The sequence below is a fragment of the Aggregatibacter sp. 2125159857 genome (genome assembly GCF_017798005.1).
In the GTDB taxonomy this organism is placed as follows: domain Bacteria; phylum Pseudomonadota; class Gammaproteobacteria; order Enterobacterales; family Pasteurellaceae; genus Aggregatibacter.
Window position 1 is genome coordinate 1,777,680 of record NZ_CP072548.1, and the last position, 21,285, is coordinate 1,798,964.

The window sequence follows — 21,285 nt, forward strand, 5'->3', positions numbered from 1 at the left end:
TATTTTATACAGGATAAAATTTACGATGAAAAAACTCTTAATTGCAAGCCTCTTATTTGGTTCGACGAGTGTTTTAGCCGGCACCTTTGTCGTACAAGATATTCGTGTTGATGGCGTTCAATCCACTACTGAAAACAGTATTATCGCCAGTTTACCGGTACAGGTTGGGCAAAAAATCAACGATGCCAACATTGCCGATGTCGTACGTACGCTTTTCTTAAGTGGTCAATATGATGATGTTCGCGCTTCTCAACAAGGCAATACGCTTGTCATTTCAGTCATACCGAAATCCATTATTTCCGATGTAATTTTAGAAGGAAATAAAACCATTCCGGATGAAGCACTAAAACAAAATTTAGATGCTAACGGCTTCCAAAAAGGGGAGCTATTAAATCGTGAAAAATTAGAAACATTCCGTGCAACATTAGAAGATCACTATCACAGTGTTGGTCGTTATAATGCGCAAGTGAATACGATTGTCAATCCGCTACCGAATCATCGTTCCGAAATTAAATTGCAAATTAAAGAAAACGATGTGGCGTTGCTTAAAGAGCTCAATTTTGTCGGCAACCACGTTTTTAGTAAAAGCAAACTGCAAGATCAAATGGAATTACAACCGGATGCGTGGTGGAAGCTTTTCGGTAATAAATTTGATCCGAGCCAATTCAACAAAGATCTCGAAGCCATTCAAAACTATTATTTTGACCATGGCTATGCCAAAGCGAAAGTCACCGGCACCGACGTACAGTTAAATGATAAGAAAACAGAAGCCCGTGTCACCATTAATATTTCTGAAGGTGATAAATACACGGTGAAAAACGCGCGTATTCTCGGTGATTTAGGCGGTATGAAAGATCAGTTGGCACCAACATTAAATCAAATTCACCTTGATCAATATTTCCGTGGCAGTGATGTACACGCTGTTGAAAACAGCATTAAATCTATTTTAGGTGAAAAAGGCTATGGTAGTGCCCAAGTGAGTGTACAGCCGGATTTTGACGATCAAGATAAAAGCGTTAATTTAAGTTTCGTTGTTGATGCCGGCAAACGTTATTCTGTGCGCCAAATCCGTTTTGAAGGAAATACTGTCACTGCCGATAGCACATTACGCCAAGAAATGCGTCAACAAGAAGGCAGTTGGTTATCCACCGACTTAATCGAACTCGGTAAAGTGCGGTTAGATCGTACCGGATTTTTTGAAACCGTAGAAAGCCGTACCGAACCGGTTGAAGGCAGCAGTGATGAAGTGGATGTGGTGTACAAAGTCAAAGAGCGTAACACCGGTAGCATTAACTTCGGGGTTGGTTATGGTACGGAAAGCGGTTTAAGCTATCAAGCCAGCATTAAACAAGAGAACTTCCTTGGTATGGGATCATCCTTAAGTCTTGCCGGTTCCCGCAATGACTACGGAACCAGTGTTAACTTAGGTTATACCGAACCGTATTTCACGAAAGACGGCGTGAGCTTGGGTGGAAATGTCTTCTTTGAAAACTATGACAACTCAAAAAATAGTAATTCCGCTGCTTATACAAGAACAACTTACGGTGGCAATGTCACCTTAGGTTTCCCAGTGAATGAAAATAACTCCTATTATGTGGGTTTAGGCTATGTTTATAATAAATTGAAAAACATTACGCCGGAATATAGCCGCGCGCTCTACCTAGCCTCAATGAATTATGATAACTGGGCATTCCGCTCCCATGACTATGATTTTTCTTTCGGTTGGAACTACAACAGCTTAAATCGTGGTTTCTTGCCGACCGAAGGGGTCAAAGCCACCTTTGGCGGAAGAGTGACCATTCCTGGTGCTGACAATAAATACTATAAACTCAATGCAGACGTTCAAGGATTCTATCCGCTAAATCGCGATCAAACTTGGGTATTATCCGGTCGTTTAGGGGCATCCTATGCTAATGGCTTAAGCGGTAAACGTTTACCGTTCTATCAAACCTATACGGCAGGTGGTATCGGTAGTTTACGTGGTTTTGCTTACGGTGCAGTAGGTCCACAAGCGATTTATATCAATCCACGCGCTTGTAACCCGGCTAGCGTAACCACCAAATCCGAGTGTTATAGCCTACTTAACGGCGATATCGTTGGAGGTAATGCAATGACATCTGCCAGTGTAGAATTGATCATGCCAACACCTTTTGTTTCGGAAAAAAGCCAAAACTCCGTGCGCACATCATTATTTATTGATGCCGCAAGTGTATGGGATACGCATTGGAAAGCTGAGAAAAATCAATTTGCTCACTTAAGTACCAAACTACCTGATTATGGCGATCCGTCACGTATTCGTTCTTCTGCCGGTATTGCCTTCCAATGGCAATCACCAATCGGTCCGCTAATCTTCTCTTATGCTAAACCGATTAAGAAATACGAAAATGATGACATTGAACAATTCCAATTTAATGTCGGTGGTTCATTCTAATTTAATGAACTTAAGTTAATTAATAAACTCTAATCACTTGTTTGTGCCAATGTTGCATTGGCACAAATTAATTTTTTTAATCTATAAAAAAGGAAATTTTACTCATGAAAAAAGTCATCAAACTTGTTCTTATTTCAGCCATCTTAATTTTCACTTCTCGTTTAGCCATGACAGAAGAAAATATTGCATTTGTGAGTGCAGATTATCTCTTCCAAAATCACCCTGAACGTAAAGCAATCGCAGCAAAATTAGAAACAGAATTTAAAGCGACTGTGGAACAATTGACAGAAAACAAGAAAAAGGTCGATGCAAGAATTGCGGATGTACAGAAAAAAGTAGAAGCAAAAGTCGCTGCATTACAAAAAGATGCACCGAAATTGCGCGCTGCCGACATCAAAAAACGTGAAGATGAAATTAATAAATTCGCCAGCACCGAACAAGCGACAATCAATAAGTTAGTGGCAGAACACGATCAACAAGTTCGTATCTATCAAGATAACTATGCAAAACGCGAAAACCAAGAAACCTCTAAATTGGTTGAAAGCATTCAAGCCGCAACTAACACCGTGGCAAAAGAAAAACACTACACCATCGTATTAGATGATCGTTCCGTTGTCTTTGCGGCAGACGGTAAAAATATCAGTGATGATGTTCTAAAAGCGATTTCCGCAGCAGCTGCGAAGGCTAAATAATGAGATCCTATTCTCTTTCAGAATTAGCACAACAAATCGGCGCTACCATTCATGGTAACGCCGATGTTGTTGTGAGTAATATCGCTCCCTTAGATAAAGCGGATGAACATCAGCTAACATTCATTTCTAATCCCAAATTCCGTGAAAAACTGGCACATTCAAAGGCCGGTATTTTGGTGGTATCCGAAGCAGATGTGGAATTTTGTTCATCGGAAAGTAATTTGTTGATCGTGAAAGATCCTTATGTTGCCTATGCAAAATTAGCGCAATATATGGATACCACCCCAAAAGCGGCAAGCGGAATCGCAAAAAGTGCGGTTATTTCTGACGATGTTTTGTTAGGTGAAAATGTCTCTATCGGTGCAAACAGTGTCATTGAATCCGGCGTTGTGCTGGGTGATAACGTGGTAATTGGCGCAAATTGCTTCATTGGAAAAAATACCAAAATTGGCGCGCACACCCAACTTTGGGCGAATGTGTCCGTATATCATGAGGTCGAAATTGGTGAACACTGCCTAATTCAATCCGGCGCAGTCATTGGGAGTGATGGCTTTGGTTATGCCAATGAACGCGGTAAATGGATTAAGATCCCGCAAGTAGGACAAGTGATTATCGGCAATCACGTGGAAATTGGCGCTTGTACCTGTATTGACCGTGGCGCATTAGATGCAACCGTGATTGAAGATAACGTGATTATCGATAATCTTTGTCAGATTGCCCATAACGTGCATATCGGCACGGGGACCGCGGTTGCCGGCGGGGTGATTATGGCAGGCAGCTTAACCGTGGGACGTTATTGTTTAATTGGCGGTGCGAGCGTGATTAACGGGCATATGGAAATCTGTGATCAAGTGACAGTCACCGGCATGGGAATGGTCATGCGTCCGATTACCGAACCGGGTGTGTATTCTTCCGGTATTCCGCTCCAAACCAATAAAGAATGGCGCAAAACAGCGGCATTGACGCTTGGCATTGATGGTTTAAATAAACGCATTAAGGCCCTTGAGAAAAAGCTTAAATCAGATGAGTGACGTTTCGTTCATTTTGTGTTGATGCGTTAAATCACGTATAATCTAACGTGTATTTTTGTCTCTTATTTAATATTAAAAGGTAATCCCGTGACTGAACAAACTTCAAGAATTATCGAATCTCATGAAATCATGCAATTATTGCCACACCGCTATCCTTTTTTGTTAGTGGATCGAGTGCTTAATTTTGAAGAAGGCAAATGGTTGACTGCGATTAAAAATATCAGTGTGAATGAGCCTTGTTTTACCGGTCATTTCCCGGGAAATCCCATTTTACCGGGCGTGTTAATTCTTGAAGCCATGGCGCAGGCTATGGGCATCTTAGCTTTCAAAACCCATGAGTTAGCCGGTGGTGAGATTTTCTATTTCGCTGGTGTTGATGAAGCTCGCTTTAAGCGTCCGATTGTTCCGGGCGATCAAATGGTATTGCACGTTGAAGTGATTAAAGAACGCCGTGGTATTACCGCTTTTACCGCTACAGCAACCGTTGATGGTGAAGTGGCCTGTGAAGCGAAACTAATGTGTGCTCGTCGCGCAGCATAATTCAGACAAGGGGATAAATATGATTCACCCAACAGCCAAAGTTCATCCGCAGGCCATTGTTGAAGAAGGTGCAAAAATTGGTGAGAACGTGGTTATCGGCCCGTTTACCATCATCGGCAAAGATGTTGAGATCGGCAAAGGCACCGTCGTCCACTCCCATGTTGTGATTAATGGGCATACACGAATCGGCGAAGATAATGAAATTTATCAATTTGCCAGCATCGGTGAGGTGAACCAAGATCTTAAATATCAGGGTGAGCCGACACGCGTTGTGATCGGTAACCGTAACCGTATTCGTGAAAGTGTTACCATTCATCGTGGTACCGTACAAGGTGGCGGTGTGACGAAAATCGGTGATGACAACTTATTCATGATTAACGTCCATATTGCACATGACTGCGTGATTAAAAACCGCTGTATTTTAGCCAATAACGCGACCCTTGCCGGACACGTGGAATTGGACGATTTCGTTATCGTCGGCGGAATGTCGGCGATTCACCAATTCGTTGTCGTAGGTGCTCATGTAATGTTGGGCGGCGGTTCCATGGTCAGCCAAGATGTGCCGCCCTATGTCATGGCGCAAGGCAACCATGCTCAACCGTTTGGTGTCAACATCGAAGGGTTAAAACGTCGCGGTTTTGATAAACCGACAATGCATGCGATTCGTAACGTTTACAAAATGATTTATCGTAGCGGTAAAACATTAGATGAAGTGATGCCGGAAATTGAACAAATTGCCGCAACTGAATCGGCGATCAGTTTCTTCTTGGATTTCTTTAAACGTTCTACTCGCGGCATTATCCGTTAACTCTTTTAATCAATTCATCCATTGCCGACCGCTCTTTTTCATGACCAAAAGAGCGGTCGTTTTTTTCAGAGTTTTTACTATGCTAAATTCACTTTCTATCAAGGATTCTCCCACTATCGCGATCATCGCCGGCGAGGTATCCGGTGATATTCTCGGAGCAGGTTTAATTCACGCCCTTAAAGCGCGTTATCCGCATGCCAAATTTATCGGTATTGGTGGCGAACGCATGATTGCTGAAGGATTTGAAACCCTGTTTGATATGGATGAATTATCCGTGATGGGTTTGGTGGAGGTGTTGAAACATCTGCCGCGCTTACTCAAAATCCGCCGTAGCATCATCAAGCAATTATCGGCATTAAAACCGGATGTTTTCATTGGCATTGATGCGCCGGATTTTAACTTAGACGTAGAACTGAAACTCAAACAGCAGGGCATTAAGACCATTCATTATGTGAGTCCATCCGTGTGGGCGTGGCGTCAGAAACGTGTGTATAAAATCGCTGCTGCAACCAATTTGGTGCTTGCCTTTTTGCCTTTTGAAAAAACCTTTTATGATCGTTTCAATGTGCCTTGTCGTTTTATTGGTCACACCATGGCAGATGCTATTCCGTTGAAACCGAATCGTGATGAAGCCTGCCAATTATTGAATTTAGAGCCTGCGCAGCGTTATGTGGCGATGCTGGTGGGGAGTCGTGGTTCAGAGGTGGAATTTCTGAGTGAACCTTTCTTACAAACTGCGCAACTGCTACATCAACGTTATCCGGACGTTAAATTTCTTGTGCCGTTAATTAATCAAAAACGTCGTCAGCAATTTGAACAAATCAAACAACGCGTTGCGCCGGAATTGGACATGATTTTATTGGATGGCAATGCGCGTGCCGCAATGATTACAGCCGAGGCAACCTTGCTCGCTTCCGGCACAGCAGCGTTAGAGGCCATGTTATGTAAATCCCCGATGGTAGTGGGGTATCGCATGAAGCCTTTCACCTATTTCTTAGCCAAACGCTTGGTGAAAACTAAGTACGTTTCTTTACCTAATTTGCTGGCAGACGAAATGTTAGTGCCCGAATTGATTCAAGAAGACTGCAATCCGACGAAGTTGGCAGAAAAATTGTCCCTGTATTTAAGTGAGGATAAAAGTGCGGTGCAAAATCGCCACGTTTTATTACAGCGTTTTGCTGAGTTACACCAAAGGATCCAATGCAATGCCGATCAGCAAGCCGCACAAGCAGTGATTGATTTATTGGAGCCATCTCATGGATAAGTTTGTGTACCCACAGGGCTATGAACTCATTGCCGGTGTAGATGAAGTAGGACGCGGGCCGTTAGTCGGTGCCGTGGTGACGGCAGCAGTGATTTTGGATCCGAATAAGCCTATTGAGGGACTTGCCGATTCTAAAAAACTGTCGGAAAAAAAACGTGTATTGTTGGCGGAAGAAATTAAGCAAAAAGCACTGGCGTGGGCGCTTGGGCGAGCGGAACCACATGAGATTGACGAGTTGAATATTTTGCATGCTTCCATGCTTGCTATGGAACGGGCGGTAAAACACTTGAAAATTCAACCGCACTTCGTGTTGGTGGATGGTAATCGGATTCCGCCGAATTTGTCGATACCGGCCCAAGCCGTTGTTAAAGGGGATGCTTTAGTGGCGGAAATTAGCGCGGCGTCTATTTTGGCAAAAGTCGCACGGGATCAGGAAATGTTGGAATTGGATCAACAATATCCGCAATATGCCTTTGCGCAACACAAAGGCTACCCAACGAAATTGCATTTGGAAAAAATCGCCGAATTTGGCCTTTTACCACAGTATCGCCGTAGTTTTGCGCCTGTTAAAAAATTATTAGAATCGCTATAATTTAACCTGTATTTGCACACTTGAGCACGGAGGGCGCCATGAACCAATTCACCAGCTTAGTTGATTCTTTCCGTCCGGAACCTTGGGTATGGGTGCTGTTGTTGCTCATTGCTTCCGTGATTCTCTTCATTCGTAACCGCATTCGCATGGACGTCGTCGCTATTTTGGTGATGTTGGCGTTCAGCCTCAGTGGCATTTTAACCGTACAAGAAGTGTTTGCCGGTTTTAGTGACCCCAATATTATTCTAATTGCCTTATTGTTCATTGTTGGGGAAGGTTTGGTTCGCACCGGTGTGGCGTATCAAGTGAGCGAATGGCTGTTAAAAGCTTCTCATAACAGTGAAGCACGTGTATTGGTTTTCATGATGTTAGCCGTGGCAGGGTTAGGCGCTTTCATGAGTTCCACGGGGGTTGTTGCTATTTTCATTCCCGTGGTACTGATGATTTGCAGCCAAATGAATATCTCTCCGAAACGTTTGATGATGCCACTGAGCGTTGCCGGGCTTATCAGCGGCATGTTGACTTTGATTGCGACAGCGCCCAACTTAGTGGTGAATGCCGAGTTGGTACGCGAAACGGATATGCGTTTGAAATTCTTCGATTTTACGCCTATTGGCTTGGTGATTTTGTTTATGGGGATCGGCTATATGCTGGTTGCCCGTCGTTGGTTAAAGTCCGATAAAGAAAATGAAACCAACAGCATGGATAAACGTTCCATGAGTGATTTGATTCATGAATATGGTTTGCAACAACGCACGCAGCGTTTTGTGGTAAGAAAAGGTTCACCGCTTATTGGTAAAAATCTGGATGAATTACATTTACGCTCTAAATTTGGTTTGAACGTGTTAGCAATTGAGCGTTGGAAGCGTTTTCGCCCGATATTTATTGCTGCGCTTGGTTCCTCAGAAGTCCGTGAGAAAGACATTTTATTAATGGATAGCAGCGATCCTGAATTTAATTTGAGAACCTTTTGTCAGGAATATCATTTAGAGCGGGCGGAAATTCGTGCGCAGTTTTTTTCGGAACAAGCCAGTTCGATTGGCATGGCGGAATTGATTTTAGTGCCGGATTCCGACTGTATCGGAAAATCGACTGAAGAACTAGCTTTCCGTTCCAAATACGGCTTGAACGTTGTGGGCATTAAGCGTGACGGTGAAGTACTTGGTGGGCATTTTGTCGAAACCCCCTATAAAGCAGGGGATTTATTGCTGGTGATTGGCGACTGGAAACTCATCCAGCAAATGCGTAGCCACAGCAAAGATTTTTTTGTGTTGAATTACCCAAGTGAAATCACCCGTGCGGTGCCGGCGCAAAGCCAAGCACCTTATGCCTTATTGAGCATTTTAGTGATGGTGGTGCTGATGGTAACCCGTGTCGTGCCAAATGTGGTGGCTGCTCTCATTGCTTGCTTAATGATAGGCTACTTCCGTTGCGTGGATAGCAAAAGCGCCTATGATTCAATTCACTGGTCAAGCCTTGTGCTGATTGTCGGGATGATGCCATTTTCGTTGGCTTTACAGAAAACCGGCGGGGTATCGGTAATTGTCGAGTTAATGCTGAATTTAGTGGGCGGCATGGGTAAGCATTGGATTTTAATTAGCCTATTTATTCTCACTGCCGTTGTCGGTTTATTCATTTCTAACACGGCTACCGCAATTTTGATCGCACCGATTGCCATTACGATGGCGCACCAACTCAATTTATCCCCGATGCCATTTGCGATGGTGGTGGCCATCGCTGCTTCAGCTGCGTTCATGACGCCGGTATCTTCACCGGTGAATACCATGGTTTTCGGCCCCGGTGGTTATAAATTTGCCGATTTTGTCAAAGTCGGTGTGCCGTTCACTCTTTTAGTCATGTTGGTGAGCGTGTTTCTTATTCCTTTACTCTTTCCTTTTTAAGATTTAAGGAGAATGTGATGAGCATTTATGATCTGAAACCCAAATTCCAAAATCTATTACGGCCTCTCGTGATAAGGCTGGAACAACGTGGTGTGACTGCCAATCAAGTCACCTTAACCGCGTGTGCCATTTCTGTCATTTTAGGGTTAATTTTGACCGCACTTTCCGGCTATCACTGGCTTTTTATTTTGATTCCTATTTGGTTGTTCGTGCGCATGGCACTTAATGCCATTGATGGTATGTTGGCGCGTGAATTTAACCAAAAATCTCGTTTGGGCGGATACCTAAATGAAATCACCGATGTCGTGTCTGACGCTGCATTATATTTGCCTTTTGCTTTTGTCCATCCTTTTGATTCGTTACAAATCGGCTTGATCATTTGGTTGTCGGCATTGACGGAATTTTGTGGTGTGCTCGGGCAAGTGCAAGGAAAAACGCGTCGTTATGATGGCCCGTTAGGCAAAAGTGATCGGGCATTTTTGTTCGGTGTATTGGGCTTGGTTTATGTTTTTGTCCCTACTTTGCCGGATTTTCTCTATTGGCTGCTTTGGGTTGCCATCATTCTGTTAATTGTCACCTGTGTCAAACGTGTGAAGTCTGGCTTAGCTGAAGTGGGTAATAAATAGGAGCGTCATTATGTTAGCCAAATTGATTGATTTTCTCTTATGTCGTTTCACCTCCTTTATCACCGGTGTGCGTCCGCAAAAAAATGTGGAACAGCAATCCGCGGATAAACATCGTTTGTATTTTGCCAACCATAACAGCCACGGTGATTTTATTTTGTTGTGGGTCTCTTTGCCGTATCAAGTGCGCAAAAACACCCGCCCGGTTGCCGATGCTGATTATTGGACGAAAGGGCCGATTCGTCGTTTCTTGGCATACAAAGTATTCAATATGTTGTTGATTGAGCGGGGCGGCAATAATCCGCAAGCCATTACCGAACAAATTAGCGATGCCCTGCAACATCATTCTCTGATTATTTTCCCTGAAGGCACCCGTAAAATGGATGACGATGTGGCGCTACAACCGTTCAAAAGTGGTTTGTATTACGTCGCAAAGCAAAACCCACAATTAGAACTTGTACCGGTATGGATTAGCAACATGCATAATGTGTTGCCAAAGGGCTTTGTAGTGCCGATTCCGTTGTTGTGTGATTTATATATGGGAGAGCCGCTCTTCTACCGTGAAGGGGAAGATAAGGCCGATTTCTTAATCCGTGCCGAACAGGTATTATTAAGTTTAAATTTAACCGAAAAAGGGAAAGCATAATGGAAATATGGCAACTGTTTGGCGGGTTAATCATCACCTTAATTATTGCGTCATCAATCGGTTATGGATTGAAATTCAAAGTCGGCTTTTCCACCCCTCATGCGGTAATTGATAATCTTAACGCACGCATTAATGCCTGGTGGGTGATGATTCTGATCATCTTTGCCGCCGCGGCATTGGGTTTTTATGGTGTGATCGGATTATTTTTTGTCATTTCTTTCATGGCATTGCGTGAATTTTTATCGTTGCTTTATATTCGTCGTGGCGATCATCTCGCACTTGCCGCTTGTTTTTACGTCATTCTGCCTCTTCAATATTTTTTAGTGGCAATTGACTGGTTCAGTATGTTCACCATCTTCATTCCGGTGTATGGCTTCCTGTTTTTGCCAATCCTTTCCGCCTTGTTGGGCGACACAGCGCATTTCTTAGATCGTTCCACCAAAGTGCAATGGGCATTGATGATCAGCGTCTTCTGCATTTCCCATATCCCGGCAATCCTGACATTAGACATTGAAGGTTTTGAAGATAAAAAACTGCTATTGATGATTTTCTTGATTTTAGTGGTGCAATCCAGTGATGTGTTGCAATACGTATGGGGCAAGTTATTCGGCAAACACAAAATTGCGCCAAAACTCTCGCCATCCAAAACCGTAGAAGGCTTTGTAGGCGGTGTCGTCAGCGCTAGTGTGCTGGGAGGCTTACTCTATTGGCTTACTCCGTTTAACCCGGTTCAAGCGGTGTTAATGAGCTTATTAATCTGCCTCATGGGCTTTTTAGGCGGCTTAGTGATGTCCGCTATGAAACGCAGCATGGGGGTAAAAGACTGGGGGAATATGATTAGTGGCCACGGCGGTATGCTAGATCGCATGGATTCCCTTTGCTTTGCTGCGCCGATTTTCTTCCATGTGGTGAGATATTATTGGGCTTAGCACGTTAAATTTCATGCTTTAGGTTTGGTTGTGTATGCTGAGGAAAGGCTATCGGCAACGTTTGTCGGTACATTGAGCGCCTTTCCCTTTTTCGTTACAATAGGTTACCGTTTTATTTATATACGCGTATGAAGCATGAACAAGCGAAAATATGGTGAGCAATGTATTGCCATTGAGATCGCAAGTTGGCTAAATCGCGTTCATATTTACGCTAAAAGTGCGGTTAAAAAATACGGTAAATTTTTACCGCACTTTCATTTCAGTGAGAGGAATGATTCCTTTTCGTTTCGTTCCATTTTTATTTCATAAAAGGACACAACTATGATTATCGTAACCGGCGGCGCAGGCTTTATTGGTAGCAATATCGTCAAAGCATTAAACGACATGGGTCGTAAAGACATTTTAGTGGTAGATAACTTAAAAGACGGCACAAAGTTCATTAATTTGGTGGATTTAGACATCGCTGATTATTGCGACAAAGAAGACTTTATCGCCTCCATTATCGCTGGCGATGATTTAGGTCACATTGATGCCGTTTTCCATGAAGGTGCCTGTTCCGCTACCACCGAATGGGACGGCAAATACATCATGCATAACAACTACGAATATTCCAAAGAGTTGTTGCATTACTGCTTAGATCGCCAAATTCCATTCTTCTATGCCTCCAGTGCCGCCACTTACGGCGACAAAACCGAATTCCGCGAAGAACGCGAATTTGAAGGTCCGTTGAACGTGTATGGCTATTCCAAATTCTTATTTGACCAATATGTGCGCGCGATTTTACCTGAAGCCCAATCACCGGTGTGCGGCTTCCGTTATTTCAACGTGTACGGCCCACGTGAAGGCCACAAAGGCTCTATGGCAAGTGTCGCGTTCCACTTAAATAATCAAATTCTCAAAGGTGAAAATCCGAAACTCTTCGCCGGTAGCGAACACTTCCGCCGTGATTTCGTGTATGTAGGCGATGTCGCTGCAGTAAATATTTGGTGCTGGCAAAACGGCATCTCCGGCATTTTCAACTGCGGTTCCGGTAACGCCGAGTCTTTTGCTGAAGTAGCCAAAGCGGTGATTAAATTCCACGGCAAAGGCGAAGTGGAAACCATCCCATTCCCGGAACATTTAAAATCCCGCTACCAAGAATACACCCAAGCGGATTTAACCAAACTCCGAGCTACCGGCTACGACAAACCGTTTAAAACCGTCGCGGAAGGCGTAGCAGAATATATGGCGTGGCTAAATCGTCGATAATAGATAAAAAATCGTGCTACGTCTGTAAAACGTAGCACGAGAATTATTTCCGTAAAATTGCACAACGTGCATCATCTCAATAGGCGTGATGGCATTAAATATCAATGAATGCTTTATGCTAACGCAACTTCTAACTCAAACACCATTTTGTGTGGAATCGCCCTAAACCCTTCATCTTCCAGCAAATGATGTTGTTGAATATCCTGTTCTACGGTGAGCCTTGTGGACTGCGTATAACTGACGAATTCTTTGGCTTTGGCGATAAGTGCGGTATAAATTTCATTCGTTTTCTCACTCTGACGAACAAAAATATCCGTTAATTGCCAATAACGTTGTAATTGCAAAGAAGATAGGCGGGGATATAACTGGATAAAACCGACCGCATGCTCATTTTGATCTAAAGCCAAGAAAAAGATGCTTTCACTAAAACGAATGCGATTGGTTAAGAAAGCCAATGTGCGCTCAGGGTTTTCTGCCATGCCATGAGCCAGACGATATTCTTCAAATAACGGCAGCAGAATTTCTAGGTTCCATTGTTCAGCTTTAAAAATTTTAATCATGAGAAAATCGGTCATTTTTTGTTAAATTTATACAGTAGATTGTATCTTTTTAGTGCAAAAGAATCATCTGTTACTAAGAAAATTTTTTAGAACGACGCTCTTTTTTACCGAAAAAGAGGGATTTTTTTGCTATAGTAGCCACAGTTTTTATTCAATCAGATTAAGGAGAAACAAAATGGCTCGTCGTCCTCTCGTTATGGGTAACTGGAAATTAAACGGTAGCAAAGCCTTCACTCGTGAATTGATCACCGGCTTAAAAGAAGCATTACACGGTGTGACCGGTTGCGATGTGGCAATTGCCCCACCGGTCATGTATTTAGCGGAAGCAGAAAAATTATTATCTAACTGTGGCTGCAGTTGCGGTGGTCAAAATATCATCCAATTAGGCGCACAAAACGTGGATGTGAATGTAAAAGGTGCTTTCACCGGTGACATTTCCACTGAAATGTTAAAAGATTTCGGCGCGAAATACATCATTATCGGTCACTCCGAGCGTCGTACTTATCACAAAGAAAGCGATGAATTTGTGGCGAAAAAATTCGGTGCATTAAAAGAAGCAGGCTTAGTGCCGGTATTATGTATCGGGGAATCTGAAGCGGAAAACGAAGCGGGTAAAACCGAAGAAGTCTGCGCACGTCAAATTGATGCCGTCATCAATCTCTTGGGCGTAGAAGCCTTTAATGGTGCGGTTATCGCTTATGAGCCAATTTGGGCTATCGGTACCGGCAAATCTGCCACTCCGGCACAAGCGCAAGCTGTGCATGCCTTCATTCGTGGTCACATTGCGAAAAAATCCCAAGTCGTTGCTGATCAAGTGATCATTCAATACGGCGGTTCTGTAAATGATGCGAATGCGGCAGAATTGTTTACCCAACCGGATATTGACGGTGCATTAGTGGGTGGCGCGTCCTTAAAAGCCCCTGCCTTTGCCGCAATCGTAAAAGCCGCAGCAAACGCGAAGAATTAATTTATTCTCGCTAAAAGAAAATCGCGAAAGAACCGCACGTTAATTGAATTTAAAGTGCGGTTCTTTTTTATTTTAAAACACAAAAAATATTGAAAACTTAGCAAAAAACGGTTAATTTTGCGCCCTTTTGAATTTATTTCTATTTTAGGGGAAAATCATGCAACAAACCACGATAAAACAAACAGATACACAACAAACCAAATCGCATTATGAGCCAACCGCAATCAGCAAAATTATTTTTGCCAGCCGTTGGTTACAACTACCAATTTATCTTGGCTTAATTATCGTTCAGGGGATTTATGCGTATAAATTCATGAAATCGTTATGGGAGTTAATTGTCAACCTGAACGAAATGGATTCCAATACCATCATGCTAGCGGTGTTAAACCTGATTGATGTGGTAATGATTGCGAATTTATTAGTCATGGTGATTATCGGCGGTTATGAAATCTTTGTCTCCAAACTCCGCACACGCGGACACCCGGATCAGCCGGAATGGTTGAGCCATGTCAACGCCTCCGTGTTGAAAGTCAAATTAGCCATGTCGATCATCAGTATTTCATCTATTCATATGTTACAAACCTTCGTTAACGCAACGAATATGCCGGAAAAAACGATGATGTGGCAGTTATTGTTGCATTTAGGTTTCTTGGCGTCAGCGATTGCCATGGCATATACGGATAAAATTCTTTATAGTACAAGCCACAAATCACATTAATAAATCAAAAAAAACGGTAAGACGAATGACGGAATGTATTGAAATTACGCCACAACAAGCTTGGGAAATGCTTCAACATGACGATGCGGCTATATTAGCCGATGTGCGTGATGCGCAAACCTTTAGTTATGCCCATCCCAAGGGCGCATTCAATTTAACGGAAGCCACTTGGCCAAACTTTGAGGCGTTGTATGATTACGATCAGCCGATCATTCTCAGTTGCTATCATGGTATTAGTAGCCGTAACGTGGCAGCCTTTTTACTGCGTAACGGCTATGAAAAGGTGTATAGTCTGCAGGGCGGTTTCGCCGCGTGGGAAAAGGCGAACCTGCCGTTAGAGACAGGTTATGCGTTAAACCCAACAGAGGCGATGTAATAGAAAACGCCGTAAAAAATGACAGCACTTAACGCCAAACCTCTACGGGCAAAAGCTGGGCGGCGTTGATGGAGTTTATAGAAAACGCGCGCCACGATGCCAAGGAGAAAAGGATAGACCCAAAGAAAAACGGACATGGCGGTGATTTGGTTGTCGCTGAGATGCGTGTTATTCAATAAGTGCGGTGAAATTAGCATCGCCAACGGCCACAAGAATATCGGGAAACAAAAGGCCGCAATTGCCCACGTAAAGGGGCTGAACCCTGATGGCAAATTTTGATTTCTCATTTTTTCTCCATACGTAAAATTTTGGAACAGGAATATAGCAAATGCAGCATTTGTTTGGTAGTGAAATCCCGTCGTTAGCACAGCATTTCCGTGATGAAATTGCAAAAAAATATCACGTTGAACTCGTCATTCAAGAAACTCAAGATGCACAAGGCAATGTGGTTTATGATGTATTTCTCCCACAAAATTCACCGCACTTTGACGCCATCATTGCGGAAAGCGAAAGCTTCTTACAGGCATGGTTGGCACAACAAAACGCCCGTGCATGGCAACAAAGTAACGACAACACTCACGTTCATGCGGTATCACATCCCTCCTCTCACTTAAATAAGGCTTCTATTTTTTCTTATCTTCAACAACAAAAAATCACTGTGATCATCACCGCACTTTGTGTCGTCATTTATTTTTTTATGCTTTTCGGTTTTGCCGAACCCATTTTGTTGGCAACCCATTTCCCCGAAGAGACGACGCAAGAAAGTGAAGTTTGGCGTTATTTCACACACACCTTAGTGCATTTATCCAATATGCACATTTTGTTTAATCTTACTTGGTGGTGGATTTTTGGTGGTGCCATTGAGCGTCAATTAGGTTCTTTAAAACTGCTGCAAATTTACTTCTTTGCCGGCGTGATAAGCGGCATAGCGCAAAATCTTGTCAGCGGCCCGGCATTTTTCGGCTTATCGGGTGTTGTCTATGCGGTGTTAGGCTATGTGTTTGTGTTGGATAAAATCCATAAACAAACTGCTTTTGCATTGCCGGACGGTTTTTTCAATATGTTGCTCGTCGGGATTTTAATCGGCTTTGCCGGCCCGTTAATCGACATTCAAATCGGCAATACGGCACATATTTCAGGATTGTTGGTGGGCATGGGACTTGCTTGGATGGATCGAAAAATTCGCATTAAGTCGTGATTTCCCCCATTAAATACGCTACATTGGCACGCAAAATCTTGCGAAAGAAGGAAAAGTGATTATGAAACAATCTCTTCGTCATCAGAAAATTGTTGAGCTGGTCAAACAAAAAGGCTATTTAAGCACAGAGGAATTAGTGGCTTTATTTGGTGTGAGTCCGCAAACCATTCGGCGAGATTTAAACGAACTGGCGGAAACCAACTTTATCCGCCGTCATCACGGTGGCGCAGCCTCGCCTTCTACGGCGGAAAATAGCGATTATCACGATCGCAAACACTTTTTTTCTCAAGAAAAAAACCGTATTGCAAGACAGGTTGTACAGCTCATCCCAAACGGTGCATCGTTATTCATTGACATCGGCACTACCTCCGAAGCCGTTTCCTTTGCATTATTAGGGCATCAACGATTACGCATTGTGACCAACAATCTTAATGCCGCACACATTCTGATGCAAAATGATTCCTTTGATATTACCATCGCCAGTGGCTCCCTACGCCAAGACGGGGGCATTATCGGCGAATCCACTGTGGAATTTTTATCGCAATTTCGCTTAGATTTTGGCGTGTTAGGCATTAGCGCCATTGATTTAGACGGTACCTTATTGGACTATGATTATCACGAAGTGCAAGTGAAACGTGCCATTATTGATAATTCCCGCAACACCTTATTAGTCACCGATCATTCTAAATTTAGTCGCCGCGCGATGGTGAAACTGGGGTCGATTACGGATGTCGAATATGTGTTCACCGACGCAGATGTGCCGTCAGGTATTGATGAATTATTAAAAAATAAAAACGTCAATCTTGTGATTTGTTAATGCGACATCCTCCCCTAGAAATTCGGCGAGACACGCAGAGAAAATAGCCATGAAAAAGACCGCACTTTTTATCAAGTGCGGTCTTTTTCTTTTGTGTTTTTATCGTCTAACCTTTCTTATCTAACAAACGAATATAACGTGTTGCCGATAACCATGCGCCGATATAGCCCATCATCATACAAACAATCAGCAAGAAAAGAAATTCGGCAAAACTGAGGCCGTTTAAATGAAAGCTCACGGCGAAAATGTCAGTCACATATTTCACCGCACCGGTGAAATAGCCAATCACCAAGCTACTGAAAATCGCCGCCAAAATACCACCTAACACTGCATAAATCATGCCGGTATAAAGAAATGGACGGAGGATAAATTGATCGGTCGCACCGAGCAATTTCATCACTTCAATGTTCGCTTGATTGCTGTAAACGTCAGCACGAATGCTGTTGCCGATCACCAAGAAAACGGCAACTGCCATCAGTAGCGTACAGAAAATCGCCACATGCGCCACTAACCATGTCAGTGCGGTCAATTTTTCCAGCCAATCGTTATCTAAACGCACTTCTTGGACGCCTTTGATTTTATCCAAGTTTTCCCGTAATTCATTGCGTTTTTGCGACTCGTTAAAAGCTTTAGTTGGTTTAATCATCACTACCGCCGGCAATGGATTGTCATCTAACACATCCAGTTCTTCGTTAAAACCCGACCATTGACGAAACTCGCTTAAGCTTTCCTTGCGGGAAATGTAATTGAGCGACTCTACGCCCTCTTGCTGACGGATTTTTTCCACCACCAAATTGGCATCGTCTTCTGACAAGTTTTTATGTAAATACACGGTCAGTTCACTTTCCGGATAAAACTGCGTAGTGGCGTCATGAATATTTTTCCAAAGCAGGTAGCTTACCGTTGGAATCGTTAACGACACAGCGATCACTAACACGGTGATGAGCGTGGCAAATTTACGTTGATATAAATCGGCAAACACGGCACGCAGGGAATACAGGGCTTGGGCGCCAAAAGGCAAACTAAAACGACGAGAATTCATGTTACCTCCTAACGCAAATAACCTTGCTCAAGCACAAGGCAAGGCTTAGGTTTTTGTTGAACAATGCTAATGTCGTGCGTGGCAATTAAGACGGTCATGCCAAGACGATTAAACTCTTCAAATAAATTGAAAATCTCAAAAGACAGTGCGCTGTCTAAATTGCCGGTCGGTTCATCGGCTAACAATAATTGCGGTTTATGCACGATAGCGCGGGCAATATCCACCCGTTGTTGCTCGCCGCCCGACAAATGCGCCGTGGAATGATGCGCGCGATCACGCAATCCCACACGATCCAATGCCGCCAACGCACGGCTATTGGCATCTTTCGGGTGTTGTCCGGCAATAATCAACGGCAGCGCCACGTTATCCAAGACGGAACGATCAGACAATAAGCGATAATCTTGATGCACCATGCCGATTTGGCGGCGTAAAAACGGCACTTCATGGCGGGATAAACGGGTAATGTCGTGTCCGTTAAACCAAATTTGCCCGCCATTGGCACGTTCCATGCCCATAATTAATTTCAGCAGGGTACTTTTCCCCGCACCGGAATGCCCCACCAAATAGGTCATACTGCCCACCGATAAATGAAAGCTTAACCCTTGCAGCGCCGGTTTTCCGCCCAAATACGCTTTACTCACATTTGCAAATCGAATCATTTTTCTTCTCTAAAAAACACGTCATTTTTGAACCGCACTTTATTCCTCTTCATGAGCAAATAAAGCGTCAATAAATTCTTCTGCGTTAAATTCGCGTAAATCTTCAATTTTTTCGCCTACGCCGATATAGCGGATCGGCAAATTAAACTGGTCGGCGATGGCAAAAATCACGCCGCCTTTTGCGGTACCATCCAATTTGGTTAAGCTAATGCCGGTAAGCCCAACGGCTTCGTTAAATAACTTAGCTTGGCTAATGGCATTTTGACCGGTGCCCGCATCCAGGGTGAGCATAATTTCATGCGGTGCGCTTTCATCGTATTTTTTCATCACGCGCACGATTTTTTTCAGCTCGTCCATCAAGTTATTTTTATTTTGTAAACGACCGGCGGTGTCGGCAATGAGCACATCAATATTACGTGCCGCCGCCGATTGCATCGCATCAAAAATTACCGATGCCGAATCGGATCCGGTGCTTTGTGCCACCACCGGAATGTGATTACGCTCGCCCCACACCTGCAACTGCTCTACTGCGGCGGCTCGGAAAGTATCGCCCGCCGCCAACATGACGGATTTACCTTCCATTTGGAATTTACGCGCCAGTTTTCCGATGGTGGTGGTTTTCCCTACGCCATTCACCCCCACCATTAAAATCACATAAGGCTTTTTACTGCCATCAATACGTAATGGTTGCGCCACCGGTTTTAAGATCTCACCCATTTCCAATTTAAGTTGTTGGTATAAGGTATCTGCGTTTTGTAACTGCTGACGGGTCGCATGTTGCGTTAAGTTGTTGATAATTTTTGTGGTGGTCGGCACACCGATATCAGCAATGAGAAGTTGTTCTTCCAATTCTTCAAACAATTCATCGTCGATTTTTTTACCGAGGAAGAAACTGCGGAAGCCTGCCCCAATATTTTGTTTGGTTTTTACCAAGCCTTTGAGTAATCGGCTAAAGAAACCACCTTCGCTTGGCTTTTCCTGTGTTTCTACGATGTCGGCAACGGCGCTTTCTTCTTCGTGTTCTTCCGTTTCCACGACAGATCCATCTTCAATATCCACCGCACTTTCGACTTGTACTTCTGCTTCGCTCTCAGAAAGTGCGGTTGAATTTTCTAGCGTTTCTTCAATAGATTGAGTTGACTCATCTGATGGCGCAAGCGTCCACGCTTGTGCCGTTAAGTTTTCCTCTTGAGAGGTCTCTACCTCAACTGATGGCGCACGCTTCACAGCGTGTGCCCCACCTTCTTCCGATTGCGTTATTTCAGATTGAACTTCATGAAGTTCAGGCACAAGCGTGGACGCTTGCGCCATTGATGTATCTTCCGTTAATGTATTTTCGGTCTCTGCTTCATCTGAAAGTGCGGTCGTTTTTTCTGCCGTTTCTTGCGCTACATCTTGCGTTTCGGGTTCATGAGAAAGCGGTTTTTGTGATTCCGGTGCTTTCGGTTCTGTTGATGTTTCCTGTTTATTTTTGCCTAATCCGAACCAAGACCAAAATCCGCCTTTTTTCTTTTCATCTGACATAAATTGCCCACTCTTGTTTAAACTTGATAAAATGCCGCTCATTCTAGCAAAAAAACACATCATTTTCCTGCCGATTTATATGAAAAAAGCAACAACACAACAAAGCACAAAAGGCGAAGTGCGCATTATCGCCGGTTTATGGCGCGGGCGAAAATTACCTGTGCTACCATCTCAAGGTTTGCGCCCTACCGGTGATCGTGTAAAAGAAACCCTGTTCAACTGGCTAATGCCCTACATTGTTGACAGTGAATGCTTAGACTGTTTTGCCGGTAGCGGTTCTCTTGGCTTTGAAGCGCTTTCGCGCCAAGCGGCAAAAGTTACCTTTTTGGAATTGGAAAAAGCCGTGGCACAGCAGTTAAGCAAGAATATTCAAACCTTGAAATGTGCTGATCGTGCGCAAATCGTGAATCAAAATAGCCTGCACTTTTTAAATCAGCCGCAAAAACAACCGCACTTTGATGTGGTCTTTCTCGATCCCCCCTTTCATTTTAATTTAGCCGAGCAAGCCATTGCCTTGTTAGCGCAAAACAACTGGCTGCGTCCGCAAGCCTTGGTCTATGTAGAAACGGAAAAAGGCAAAAATCCGAACGTACCGGAAAACTGGCATGTATTAAAACAAAAAGACAGCGGGCAAGTGAGTTATCGACTCTATCAAGTTGAAAATACGGTAGTCTGACTAAACGCCGTTATTCAGAACGTACCTAAACAAAAACGCCGCC

Annotated in this window: 23 protein-coding genes; 18 read left to right on the forward strand and 5 right to left on the reverse strand. The window is 43.6% G+C overall.

What is annotated here, in order from left to right; all coding sequences use genetic code 11:
- Window positions 1-25: 25 nt before the first annotated feature.
- From bamA to rfaD, 12 genes are all read left to right on the forward strand, one after another.
- On the forward strand, window positions 26-2,431 hold the full coding sequence (gene bamA / locus J5X96_RS08660) for an outer membrane protein assembly factor BamA (RefSeq protein ID WP_209363113.1): 2,406 nt from the start codon (window positions 26-28) through the stop codon (window positions 2,429-2,431).
- 104 nt (window positions 2,432-2,535) lie between these two features.
- Window positions 2,536-3,123, forward strand: a complete 588-nt coding sequence (locus J5X96_RS08665; RefSeq protein ID WP_209363114.1) for an OmpH family outer membrane protein — start codon at window positions 2,536-2,538, stop codon at window positions 3,121-3,123.
- Window positions 3,123-4,154 carry a UDP-3-O-(3-hydroxymyristoyl)glucosamine N-acyltransferase gene (gene lpxD, locus J5X96_RS08670; RefSeq protein ID WP_209363116.1) on the forward strand — a complete coding sequence of 344 codons (1,032 nt, stop codon included), beginning with the start codon at window positions 3,123-3,125 and terminating at the stop codon, window positions 4,152-4,154. The genes J5X96_RS08665 and lpxD overlap by 1 nt, the downstream gene beginning before the upstream one ends.
- A 129-nt stretch (window positions 4,155-4,283) precedes the next feature.
- Window positions 4,284-4,694, forward strand: a complete 411-nt coding sequence (gene fabZ, locus J5X96_RS08675; RefSeq protein ID WP_209364803.1) for a 3-hydroxyacyl-ACP dehydratase FabZ — start codon at window positions 4,284-4,286, stop codon at window positions 4,692-4,694.
- A gap of 19 nt (window positions 4,695-4,713) precedes the next feature.
- Window positions 4,714-5,502 (forward strand): acyl-ACP--UDP-N-acetylglucosamine O-acyltransferase, encoded by a 789-nt coding sequence (gene lpxA / locus J5X96_RS08680; protein ID WP_006716881.1) that lies wholly within the window; start codon window positions 4,714-4,716, stop codon window positions 5,500-5,502.
- Window positions 5,503-5,581: 79 nt separating this feature from the next.
- Window positions 5,582-6,766 carry a lipid-A-disaccharide synthase gene (lpxB, locus tag J5X96_RS08685; protein WP_209363124.1) on the forward strand — a complete coding sequence of 395 codons (1,185 nt, stop codon included), beginning with the start codon at window positions 5,582-5,584 and terminating at the stop codon, window positions 6,764-6,766.
- On the forward strand, window positions 6,759-7,358 hold the full coding sequence (gene rnhB, locus J5X96_RS08690; protein WP_209363126.1) for a ribonuclease HII: 600 nt from the start codon (window positions 6,759-6,761) through the stop codon (window positions 7,356-7,358). Before lpxB ends, rnhB begins: the two co-directional genes overlap by 8 nt.
- 38 nt (window positions 7,359-7,396) lie before the next feature.
- Entirely contained in the window at window positions 7,397-9,259 is a 1,863-nt protein-coding gene (locus tag J5X96_RS08695) for an SLC13 family permease (protein WP_209363128.1), read from the forward strand.
- 17 nt (window positions 9,260-9,276) lie between these two features.
- Window positions 9,277-9,885, forward strand: a complete 609-nt coding sequence (locus J5X96_RS08700; protein ID WP_209363130.1) for a CDP-alcohol phosphatidyltransferase family protein — start codon at window positions 9,277-9,279, stop codon at window positions 9,883-9,885.
- Between the two features lie 10 nt (window positions 9,886-9,895).
- Window positions 9,896-10,528 (forward strand): 1-acyl-sn-glycerol-3-phosphate acyltransferase, encoded by a 633-nt coding sequence (locus tag J5X96_RS08705; RefSeq protein WP_209363132.1) that lies wholly within the window; start codon window positions 9,896-9,898, stop codon window positions 10,526-10,528.
- Window positions 10,528-11,457, forward strand: a complete 930-nt coding sequence (locus J5X96_RS08710; protein WP_209363134.1) for a phosphatidate cytidylyltransferase — start codon at window positions 10,528-10,530, stop codon at window positions 11,455-11,457. The genes J5X96_RS08705 and J5X96_RS08710 overlap by 1 nt, the downstream gene beginning before the upstream one ends.
- 321 nt (window positions 11,458-11,778) lie before the next feature.
- Window positions 11,779-12,705, forward strand: coding sequence for an ADP-glyceromanno-heptose 6-epimerase (gene rfaD, locus J5X96_RS08715; RefSeq protein ID WP_209363136.1), 927 nt, complete (start codon window positions 11,779-11,781; stop codon window positions 12,703-12,705).
- Between the two features lie 113 nt (window positions 12,706-12,818).
- Here rfaD and J5X96_RS08720 read toward each other — a convergent pair whose 3' ends face one another.
- Complete coding sequence (locus J5X96_RS08720; RefSeq protein WP_033002467.1) at window positions 12,819-13,265, reverse strand: GNAT family N-acetyltransferase; 447 nt, start codon at window positions 13,263-13,265, stop codon at window positions 12,819-12,821.
- A gap of 175 nt (window positions 13,266-13,440) precedes the next feature.
- Between J5X96_RS08720 and tpiA the strand changes: the two genes are divergently transcribed.
- From tpiA to glpE, 3 genes are all read left to right on the forward strand, one after another.
- On the forward strand, window positions 13,441-14,232 hold the full coding sequence (gene tpiA, locus J5X96_RS08725; RefSeq protein WP_209363138.1) for a triose-phosphate isomerase: 792 nt from the start codon (window positions 13,441-13,443) through the stop codon (window positions 14,230-14,232).
- Window positions 14,233-14,389: 157 nt separating this feature from the next.
- Window positions 14,390-14,950: a TIGR00645 family protein gene (locus J5X96_RS08730; protein ID WP_021615704.1), complete on the forward strand. Its 561-nt coding sequence runs from the start codon at window positions 14,390-14,392 to the stop codon at window positions 14,948-14,950.
- A 25-nt stretch (window positions 14,951-14,975) separates the two neighbouring features.
- Window positions 14,976-15,326 carry a thiosulfate sulfurtransferase GlpE gene (gene glpE, locus J5X96_RS08735; RefSeq protein ID WP_209363149.1) on the forward strand — a complete coding sequence of 117 codons (351 nt, stop codon included), beginning with the start codon at window positions 14,976-14,978 and terminating at the stop codon, window positions 15,324-15,326.
- On the opposite strand, the gene J5X96_RS08740 is transcribed toward glpE, so the two are convergent.
- Window positions 15,296-15,613: a DUF5389 domain-containing protein gene (locus J5X96_RS08740; protein WP_209363151.1), complete on the reverse strand. Its 318-nt coding sequence runs from the start codon at window positions 15,611-15,613 to the stop codon at window positions 15,296-15,298. The two genes, glpE and J5X96_RS08740, sit on opposite strands and share 31 nt — an antisense overlap.
- A 41-nt stretch (window positions 15,614-15,654) precedes the next feature.
- On the opposite strand from J5X96_RS08740, the gene J5X96_RS08745 reads away from it, so the two are divergent.
- Window positions 15,655-16,524: a rhomboid family intramembrane serine protease gene (locus J5X96_RS08745; protein ID WP_209363153.1), complete on the forward strand. Its 870-nt coding sequence runs from the start codon at window positions 15,655-15,657 to the stop codon at window positions 16,522-16,524.
- Window positions 16,525-16,585: 61 nt separating this feature from the next.
- On the forward strand, window positions 16,586-17,341 hold the full coding sequence (locus J5X96_RS08750; RefSeq protein WP_209363155.1) for a DeoR/GlpR family transcriptional regulator: 756 nt from the start codon (window positions 16,586-16,588) through the stop codon (window positions 17,339-17,341).
- Between the two features lie 106 nt (window positions 17,342-17,447).
- On the opposite strand, the gene ftsX is transcribed toward J5X96_RS08750, so the two are convergent.
- From ftsX to ftsY, 3 genes are read right to left on the reverse strand one after another with little or no spacing between them, the layout of a single operon-like run.
- Window positions 17,448-18,383 carry a permease-like cell division protein FtsX gene (gene ftsX, locus J5X96_RS08755; protein WP_021615709.1) on the reverse strand — a complete coding sequence of 312 codons (936 nt, stop codon included), beginning with the start codon at window positions 18,381-18,383 and terminating at the stop codon, window positions 17,448-17,450.
- Between the two features lie 8 nt (window positions 18,384-18,391).
- Window positions 18,392-19,042: a cell division ATP-binding protein FtsE gene (gene ftsE / locus J5X96_RS08760; protein ID WP_209363157.1), complete on the reverse strand. Its 651-nt coding sequence runs from the start codon at window positions 19,040-19,042 to the stop codon at window positions 18,392-18,394.
- 39 nt (window positions 19,043-19,081) lie between these two features.
- The gene (gene ftsY, locus J5X96_RS08765) at window positions 19,082-20,566 is read right to left on the reverse strand and encodes a signal recognition particle-docking protein FtsY (protein WP_209363159.1); all 1,485 of its coding nucleotides are present in this window, start codon (window positions 20,564-20,566) and stop codon (window positions 19,082-19,084) included.
- A gap of 79 nt (window positions 20,567-20,645) precedes the next feature.
- Here ftsY and rsmD point away from each other — a divergent pair, with 79 nt between their 5' ends.
- A complete protein-coding gene (rsmD, locus tag J5X96_RS08770) occupies window positions 20,646-21,242 on the forward strand; it encodes a 16S rRNA (guanine(966)-N(2))-methyltransferase RsmD (protein ID WP_209364804.1) in 597 nt (198 codons plus the stop codon).
- Window positions 21,243-21,285 lie beyond the last annotated feature (43 nt).

Coding starts and splice junctions, on each gene's coding strand:
- bamA (WP_209363113.1), top strand. CDS start 26: ATGAAAAAACTCTTAATTGCAAGCCTCTTATTTGGTTCGACGAGTGTT.
- J5X96_RS08665 (WP_209363114.1), top strand. CDS start 2,536: ATGAAAAAAGTCATCAAACTTGTTCTTATTTCAGCCATCTTAATTTTC.
- lpxD (WP_209363116.1), top strand. CDS start 3,123: ATGAGATCCTATTCTCTTTCAGAATTAGCACAACAAATCGGCGCTACC.
- fabZ (WP_209364803.1), top strand. CDS start 4,284: ATGCAATTATTGCCACACCGCTATCCTTTTTTGTTAGTGGATCGAGTG.
- lpxA (WP_006716881.1), top strand. CDS start 4,714: ATGATTCACCCAACAGCCAAAGTTCATCCGCAGGCCATTGTTGAAGAA.
- lpxB (WP_209363124.1), top strand. CDS start 5,582: ATGCTAAATTCACTTTCTATCAAGGATTCTCCCACTATCGCGATCATC.
- rnhB (WP_209363126.1), top strand. CDS start 6,759: ATGGATAAGTTTGTGTACCCACAGGGCTATGAACTCATTGCCGGTGTA.
- J5X96_RS08695 (WP_209363128.1), top strand. CDS start 7,397: ATGAACCAATTCACCAGCTTAGTTGATTCTTTCCGTCCGGAACCTTGG.
- J5X96_RS08700 (WP_209363130.1), top strand. CDS start 9,277: ATGAGCATTTATGATCTGAAACCCAAATTCCAAAATCTATTACGGCCT.
- J5X96_RS08705 (WP_209363132.1), top strand. CDS start 9,896: ATGTTAGCCAAATTGATTGATTTTCTCTTATGTCGTTTCACCTCCTTT.
- J5X96_RS08710 (WP_209363134.1), top strand. CDS start 10,528: ATGGAAATATGGCAACTGTTTGGCGGGTTAATCATCACCTTAATTATT.
- rfaD (WP_209363136.1), top strand. CDS start 11,779: ATGATTATCGTAACCGGCGGCGCAGGCTTTATTGGTAGCAATATCGTC.
- J5X96_RS08720 (WP_033002467.1), bottom strand. CDS start 13,265: ATGATTAAAATTTTTAAAGCTGAACAATGGAACCTAGAAATTCTGCTG.
- tpiA (WP_209363138.1), top strand. CDS start 13,441: ATGGCTCGTCGTCCTCTCGTTATGGGTAACTGGAAATTAAACGGTAGC.
- J5X96_RS08730 (WP_021615704.1), top strand. CDS start 14,390: ATGCAACAAACCACGATAAAACAAACAGATACACAACAAACCAAATCG.
- glpE (WP_209363149.1), top strand. CDS start 14,976: ATGACGGAATGTATTGAAATTACGCCACAACAAGCTTGGGAAATGCTT.
- J5X96_RS08740 (WP_209363151.1), bottom strand. CDS start 15,613: ATGAGAAATCAAAATTTGCCATCAGGGTTCAGCCCCTTTACGTGGGCA.
- J5X96_RS08745 (WP_209363153.1), top strand. CDS start 15,655: ATGCAGCATTTGTTTGGTAGTGAAATCCCGTCGTTAGCACAGCATTTC.
- J5X96_RS08750 (WP_209363155.1), top strand. CDS start 16,586: ATGAAACAATCTCTTCGTCATCAGAAAATTGTTGAGCTGGTCAAACAA.
- ftsX (WP_021615709.1), bottom strand. CDS start 18,383: ATGAATTCTCGTCGTTTTAGTTTGCCTTTTGGCGCCCAAGCCCTGTAT.
- ftsE (WP_209363157.1), bottom strand. CDS start 19,042: ATGATTCGATTTGCAAATGTGAGTAAAGCGTATTTGGGCGGAAAACCG.
- ftsY (WP_209363159.1), bottom strand. CDS start 20,566: ATGTCAGATGAAAAGAAAAAAGGCGGATTTTGGTCTTGGTTCGGATTA.
- rsmD (WP_209364804.1), top strand. CDS start 20,646: ATGAAAAAAGCAACAACACAACAAAGCACAAAAGGCGAAGTGCGCATT.